This window comes from Niabella drilacis, from assembly GCF_900101395.1.
GTDB classification, from domain to species: Bacteria; Bacteroidota; Bacteroidia; order Chitinophagales; family Chitinophagaceae; genus Niabella; species Niabella drilacis.
On record NZ_FMZO01000040.1, the window covers coordinates 1 to 6,633 of the forward strand.

The window sequence follows — 6,633 nt, forward strand, 5'->3', positions numbered from 1 at the left end:
CACTGCTGTACACCTGGCTGTTCAGGTAATCCCAGGCCAGCAGCTGCTGCTCCGTCGCACGCGCCTCCAGCGCCACATTAAAACGGCTCAGATGACGCCCATACACCAGCTCCGTTTTCTTCTGATCCCGCGGAGGACCCACTACCAGGCTCCGGCCATCCCAGAACAGCCACTCCCCATACGTACCCGTCAGCCGGTGCAAAAACTCCCAGGCCGTTTCCTTATACTGTACCGTATAGGCCAGCGTCTCCCCATACAACGGTTGTACCTGGGGCTCCAAAAGGTTCTGCGGAAAAAACTTCAGCACATCCTGCGCTATATTCTTCAGCGCTTTCTTCTCCCAGCTCTTGCAATGAGGACCACTGTCCAGAACGATCGTAGGGCTGTAGCCCGTTATGATCACATCCCCGTGATGACCCGTAAAACGAGCCGTCTCCACTCCCGTAATGATCCCGTTGAACAACACCGTGCCTGAAAGACCCACCCCGCTGATACGCGCGCCAAAACTGCCGCCGATCATCTCTTTGGAGGCCGTGAACATACCCGACCTGCCGTCGATCGACTCCGCAGGACAAACCAACGTAAACTGGTGATGAGCAAAAATGTTCTGGATAAGGGAAAAAGAGGTAAACTGCATTAACGGGCTCCCGTTTATGCTAAACATAGGTTCGGTTAGTTGGGCCATACTCAGGGTTTTTCTATGACGAAATAAGGTTAACGCTCGGTTCTTTCTTCACATGCTGCCCTTAAAGATATAGCAAAATTTTAATATAGAAAATATTTTTTATTTATACGCTCGCTTTTTCCCCCCGCAAGTTGTCCGGCTACGGGCGATGGGTATACTGCCGGCATTGCAGTTTCAGGGCCGGGAAAAGGCCGGGGCTTCCTGTAATGAGAAGGGCTGAGCTATTAAAGGTACGTACACAGGATCGTACTCTCAGGCGGCAGAAGCCCCCTGGAGTCAGTACAGTTTTCTGCTTCCTTGCAGGGAAATGTATGCTTGGCGATTAAAAAAAGGCAGCTCCCGTAGCCGGAAGCTTTATAGCATTAAGAACAAATAAATTAAATATGTACGCAGGGTTATTATCTTCGCTTCGCAAATAAACTATCTCTTTATGAATACTAAAAAGCGTTTAACCCTATGTTGCACAATCTTATTAGCTATACTTTCTCTTGGTTGTAAACGAACGGAGATATCAAAACCAGCAGATAAACATATTAACAGTGAAAATTATAAATTATACAAATTGTATGCAGGTTATTCAAACAGCTTTATATTGAAGCCAGATGGAACTTTGTGGGCTGCAGGCGAAAATACGGTTTGGATGTTTGGTACAGATAATGAGGGTGGGGTGTATACCAGTCCTGTTAAAATACTTGATGATGTGTCAGAGATTTCAGTTGGTGCCGGGTATTTGTTAGCAGTAAAGAAGGATAAGACATTATGGATCTCTGGTTGGGATGCATTGAGTATGCAAACCTATAAGCAATTCACCAAAATTGCTGACAACATAATCAGCTCGAAAGCCTTTCACGCTCCTGCTACGCCCATTGGGATTGCATTAAAAAGCGATAATACATTATGGGTTATACATACGACTACCAGCTCCGCAGGATATCAGTTGCAGAAAATAAAAGACAATGTTATAAAAATTGAAGCAGGGGAACAACATGCGTTGATTCTTACCAAAGATAATACGGTATGGGGATATGGAAATAATCTCGCTGGCCAGCTTGGAGTCGGCGACAATAATGCGGATGTTCCTAACGGGTATGCCAACTCGCCTGTAAAAATAATGGAGCATGTTCGAGATATGGCTGCAGGATTTTTACATACGCTGATCCTTCAAGAAGACCACTCAATTTGGGCTATGGGGTCTAACGGCAATGGGCAATTGGGTGATGGCACTACTGTAGACAGGACTGTTCCCGTTAAAATAATGAATGAGGCCATTAGTATTTCCTGTGGTTATTACCATAGTCATGTTATTAAAAAAGACTTTTCCCTTTGGGCTATGGGGAATAATTATAGAGGGCAATTAGGTGATGGCACTACGATTGACCGAAGTACCCCTAAAAGAATCACTGACAATGTTATAAAAGTTAGCGATGGCTCACTACACACCATTATATTAAAATCAGACAGCTCTTTTTGGGTTACCGGCTCGAATGAATATGGGCAATTGGGAATTGGTGAATCTGGATTAGGGGCAGGCAACACCAATTTCAGTAGCACTTTCATCAAAATGAATATAACTAAATAAACAGGGAAATATTTCACTCTTTGTGTCGCAGAACTGTCGAAAGAGAAAAATATACAGCCCCTCACAAAAGTTAAAAAGGCCGGCATCTTTTATGTTATCACTCCCGATTCATTGGGCTGCACAAGAGACCTAACAGATCAATAGGGCCCGGACTTAATATTCTACAAATATCACCCTATTTCAAATTAACAGGTAATATCATTACAAGGGAAGCACTCTTACATGCTCTCAGAACGCAAAAATGAACAATCAATGATGCGTAGACAAAAAAGGGCATCAACCGGTATCAAAAATGTCGTGCTCTTTTGCCCTGGTACCCGAAGGATATTGATCCGAACTTGCCAGATGATATCACTGGTGCCGGTCGCCCTTTTTCTTATAATATTTTTTCTTACCCCCGCTGCCCCCACCCGGGCGGTTTTGCCGGACAGGATTGTATACGGGTTGTTTACCGAGGTGCTCAGGTATGGTTATTTTGTCTACTTCCCGGCCGATCAGTCTTTCGATGGCCATAAATTTCCGCTGATCTTTCTGGTTCACCAGGGTAAAGGCGCTGCCTTCTGCCTCCGCACGGGCTGTACGACCAATACGGTGCACATAATCCTCTCCGGCACGTGGCACATCAAAATTAATGATCAGATCGATATGATCAATATCAATACCCCGGCTTAGAATATCGGTAGCTACCAATACCGGAAGGCTACCGCTTTTGTACCGCATCAGCACATCATCCCGCTGCGCCTGTTCCAGGTCGCTGTGTATTTCACCAGCCTTGATCCCTTTTCTGCGCAGATCGCGGGTCAATTGTTTAACATTGAGCTTACTGCTGCAAAATATAAGCACGGCCTTGTATTTTTTTGCGGCCAGCAGGTGCTGGATCAGCGGGATCTTTTGTTCATCATACACCATATAGGCCTGCTGCACGATCTTTGCCGGAGGCTTGCTCATGGCAATGCTTACTTCCACCGGGTTGTGCAAAATATTTTGTGCCATCTTCTTTATTTCCGGCGGCATGGTAGCAGAGAACAGGAGGTTCTGGCGTTGTTTTGGCAAATGGTTCACGATATACATAATATCACCATAAAAACCCATATCCAGCATGCGGTCTGCCTCATCCAGCACCAGGCATTGCAGGTGCTCCAGCTTTACATAGCCCATTTTCATGTGCGCCATCATTTTGCCGGGTGTGCAGATCACAATATCGGCCCCTGCTGTTAAGGCTCTTTTTTCCGCTATAAAATTATTACCATCTCCCCCGCCGTATACGGCAACAGAGCTGACATCCGTAAAATAAGAAAGGCCATCCAAATGCTGTGCGATCTGTACGGCCAGTTCCCTTGTAGGCACAATAACGATGGCCTTGATGCCATCCGTTCCCGCAGAAGGGCCTGTAAGCAACCGGTTGATCAATGGCAGCAAAAAGGCTGCGGTTTTACCCGTTCCCGTTTGTGCAAAGGCCAATACATCCTTTCCTTCCAGTATATGCGGAATCACCTGTTCCTGTACAGGGGTTGCCTGCTGGTAATTGGAGGCATCAATACCCTCCATCAGACGTTCGTCGAATCCAAATTCTGTAAATTTCACTTCCTGCTTATTAAAAAATTAGGCTGCAAAGATACTGGCTTTAACGCATTGAACCGGGTTATTTGCCCTCAAAGTATGCTGCGAAGCCGTTTTTACCAGAAAGGAGGAAATAAAAAGCGAAGTATCTCCATTTTCCGCGATTACAGCTCCATACCAATATACCGTTTTACAGAACCGGAACAGCTGATCTTGTTCCCGGGGCTTTATTTTTTGAGAAAAGCAACCGCATTGCTATAAACGATCTTTTGCTTTTCCTGCGAAACGGGGCCAGCGGGCAACCAGGGTTAAACAGATCCGGCCGTATAAAGGAATCCATACAGCCATTTTGCTCCCATCCGCCAGATGGATGAATCGTAGGCCAGTTGCTCCAGCGTCTGCTCTGTAATAATAAAAAGGCCCATCCATCTGAGCACCGGGTGTATGGCCCCATACTTATAATACTCCCAGATCCATGCAATCACAATCAGGCTGTAAGGCAGCACCAATGCGAACCAATATTCCGGATACGGCACATTGGGAAAATAATGCCGAAAGCGGAACCATGCCGGCCAAAGCACTACTACGGTTGCCAGTAATAGATAGCGCTTGTGATAGCTGCTTCTTTTCCGGTTGATGATACCTGCACAAACAAGCCCAAAGAACAAAACAGCACCGGTTATCACCCCCGGCAGGTCGTTATAACCTGATGGGGTTATCCCGTTTGCCAACTGTTTATCTACCGTATAACGCCCAACAAAAAACAACGTGATAAAAACGCCCGCAGCGATGATTATGCCGGCAACACCAAGCCGTTTATGAAGTATATAGCGCCGCCGGTGGATGCATATATTTTGAACAAAAAACAAAATAATCCAGGCAAAAGCGCATACGCCATGTACATGCACCACAACCGGCGCCTTAAAATCCCCGGTTGACAGGGGCAAAAAAAATGTTTTTGCAAAACCAATAAATGCGGCCAGCACTCCTGCTATGGATATCATCAAAAAATAAGAGGGCCTTTTTCTTAATGCAGTATCCATAAATTTATTTTACAATTATTGAAGCCGTTACGGATTCATCCTTTTATCATCGTTTTTAAAACCTTCTGTACGATCTCCGATCTTCCTATCGGCTCTAAAAAAAAGTTGAACACATTTACCGCTGCCGCCACGCCAAAGAAAAACCAGGGTTGAAAGGGGCCAAACTGCTCAGGTGCCATCCGGGCCCTTTCCGTTGTGGCGATGTCCCGGTGCATCATGCTAAAAGCGGTTAAGCATACACCACCGGCAATAAACATTCCAATGATGCCATTGGTCCTGTGCTTCGCCAGTTGTCCATGGGTGGCGTAATACGGCTGAATGATCAGGTACAGGTACCAGACCGTGCCCGTCCAGTAATGCACATCTACCGCCCAGGCATTATCTGAAAAATCGCTCCAGTAATCTCTGAAAATACCGAATTGCATAAAGAGCATCGGGACCACCATCCGGCGATACAGACTTTTGTACTTATCCATAAGCAATTGGATTTACAAGCCCCGCTTTTTCAGCATTTCACACCAACCATTTATTCCTTCTTAATCTTTCCAGGGGGGATCGAACGTATACGGCTGCCCATCGGCTTTTACCATCTCGTTAATTTTGTAGATCGCAAAAAAGACAAACAATAATAACACGATTGAGAAAATAAGCATCAGCCAATAGCCTCTTCTCAGAGCTACAACAATTTTATCCGGTTGTTCCGGGATATATTTTACGGGGATGGTTTGACCGACCTGGTACTTCTGGTGCTTTGTGACAAAATTTGCCTCGTGATACTGACCCGGTATAATACTTTGATAGCGGGTATGCACCCGGTCCGTTGCCGGCCCCCGCTGGTACCGGGTTGTATGAATATGGATAACAATGCCCGTAGTCGAAATCCCCTCCCTTCTGATCCGTTCCTCTAACCGTATAAAGCGGATCGTTTTCCAGAGCGGAAGCATCGCAATTAAGATCATAATGATATACAGGATAATCATGCTTATGGTTCCTTTTATTATTGGGGAAGCTCACTTTCATTCATTCAAATTGTGGGCATACGATCGCGATCTTTGTTTATAGCCTATGGAACAACTGATTGATTTCATTCTTGCTAAGCCGCGCACGACCTTTATCTGCAGAAAGCATGATGGTCTTTTGCGGGTCAAGATCCGTTATTTTATACACCGTTACCTTTGTTTCGCCGAGGGTAAACACCTTTATATATTCCTTGTTGCTCCAGTTCTCCTTTTCAAAAAATGAGATTAGGATACCGTAAAGCCCATGCAGCGTATTGCCCCTGCTGTTAAAGCGGATGCTAAAAAAGCTTTTCAGTTCTTTCCGGTCGTCCTCAAGCAAAAGGATAAACGTAGAATCGGCCGCATGCGCTCTATACTGAAGACTTGCTTTGGTCAGGCCCATCCGTTTAACCTGTCCGTACACGCGCCACTTCTCCCCATCTGTACGATGTTCTGTAAGCTGTGCCATTAAAACTGCCGGGAACAGTATAAGCAGTCCGGTCACTATCGATTTAAAAAGAAGCTCCATATGTTAAAGCAGATTGGGCAACCCTCAGCACGCCATTTTACCCTGATACCAAATATACGTCATCACCTGGTTCGGCGGCATCGCCTATTCTGGCGAGCCTATTGTGCCGGCAGTAAGAGGGTATTTGTTACAGTCCTCTTCAATAAGAATGCCTGCCCGGCTAACAGCCGTGGTCATTGTGATGGAGATTGCGGCGGGGTCTTGTATCGGGATACCTATACGCTTATACACACAAAAAA

At 45.7% G+C, this 6,633-nt stretch carries 7 protein-coding genes; 1 reads left to right on the plus strand and 6 read right to left on the minus strand.

Annotated features, from left to right (window positions below):
- Positions 1-685: contractile injection system protein, VgrG/Pvc8 family (locus tag BLS44_RS26060; RefSeq protein WP_218127770.1), on the minus strand; the 685-nt coding region annotated here is incomplete at its 3' end.
- Positions 686-1,115: 430 nt separating this feature from the next.
- Between BLS44_RS26060 and BLS44_RS26065 the strand changes: the two genes are divergently transcribed.
- Positions 1,116-2,264: an RCC1 domain-containing protein gene (locus BLS44_RS26065; protein ID WP_090393697.1), complete on the plus strand. Its 1,149-nt coding sequence runs from the start codon at positions 1,116-1,118 to the stop codon at positions 2,262-2,264.
- A 351-nt stretch (positions 2,265-2,615) separates the two neighbouring features.
- Here BLS44_RS26065 and BLS44_RS26070 read toward each other — a convergent pair whose 3' ends face one another.
- The 5 genes from BLS44_RS26070 to BLS44_RS26090 all read right to left on the minus strand — a co-directional run bounded on the left by BLS44_RS26070 (position 2,616) and on the right by BLS44_RS26090 (position 6,394).
- A complete protein-coding gene (locus BLS44_RS26070; RefSeq protein ID WP_090393698.1) occupies positions 2,616-3,848 on the minus strand; it encodes a DEAD/DEAH box helicase in 1,233 nt (410 codons plus the stop codon).
- 284 nt (positions 3,849-4,132) lie between these two features.
- On the minus strand, positions 4,133-4,867 hold the full coding sequence (locus tag BLS44_RS26075; protein WP_090393699.1) for a hypothetical protein: 735 nt from the start codon (positions 4,865-4,867) through the stop codon (positions 4,133-4,135).
- A 35-nt stretch (positions 4,868-4,902) separates the two neighbouring features.
- Positions 4,903-5,343: a hypothetical protein gene (locus tag BLS44_RS26080; RefSeq protein ID WP_090393700.1), complete on the minus strand. Its 441-nt coding sequence runs from the start codon at positions 5,341-5,343 to the stop codon at positions 4,903-4,905.
- Between the two features lie 60 nt (positions 5,344-5,403).
- On the minus strand, positions 5,404-5,847 hold the full coding sequence (locus BLS44_RS26085) for a DUF3592 domain-containing protein (protein ID WP_090393701.1): 444 nt from the start codon (positions 5,845-5,847) through the stop codon (positions 5,404-5,406).
- A gap of 76 nt (positions 5,848-5,923) precedes the next feature.
- Complete coding sequence (locus BLS44_RS26090) at positions 5,924-6,394, minus strand: hypothetical protein (protein WP_143019950.1); 471 nt, start codon at positions 6,392-6,394, stop codon at positions 5,924-5,926.
- Positions 6,395-6,633 lie beyond the last annotated feature (239 nt).

Bases quoted from the DNA above. Each gene is read 5' to 3' on its own strand.
- BLS44_RS26065 (WP_090393697.1), top strand. From the start codon at position 1,116: ATGAATACTAAAAAGCGTTTAACCCTATGTTGCACAATCTTATTAGCT.
- BLS44_RS26075 (WP_090393699.1), bottom strand. From the start codon at position 4,867: ATGGATACTGCATTAAGAAAAAGGCCCTCTTATTTTTTGATGATATCC.
- BLS44_RS26080 (WP_090393700.1), bottom strand. From the start codon at position 5,343: ATGGATAAGTACAAAAGTCTGTATCGCCGGATGGTGGTCCCGATGCTC.
- BLS44_RS26085 (WP_090393701.1), bottom strand. From the start codon at position 5,847: ATGATTATCCTGTATATCATTATGATCTTAATTGCGATGCTTCCGCTC.
- BLS44_RS26090 (WP_143019950.1), bottom strand. From the start codon at position 6,394: ATGGAGCTTCTTTTTAAATCGATAGTGACCGGACTGCTTATACTGTTC.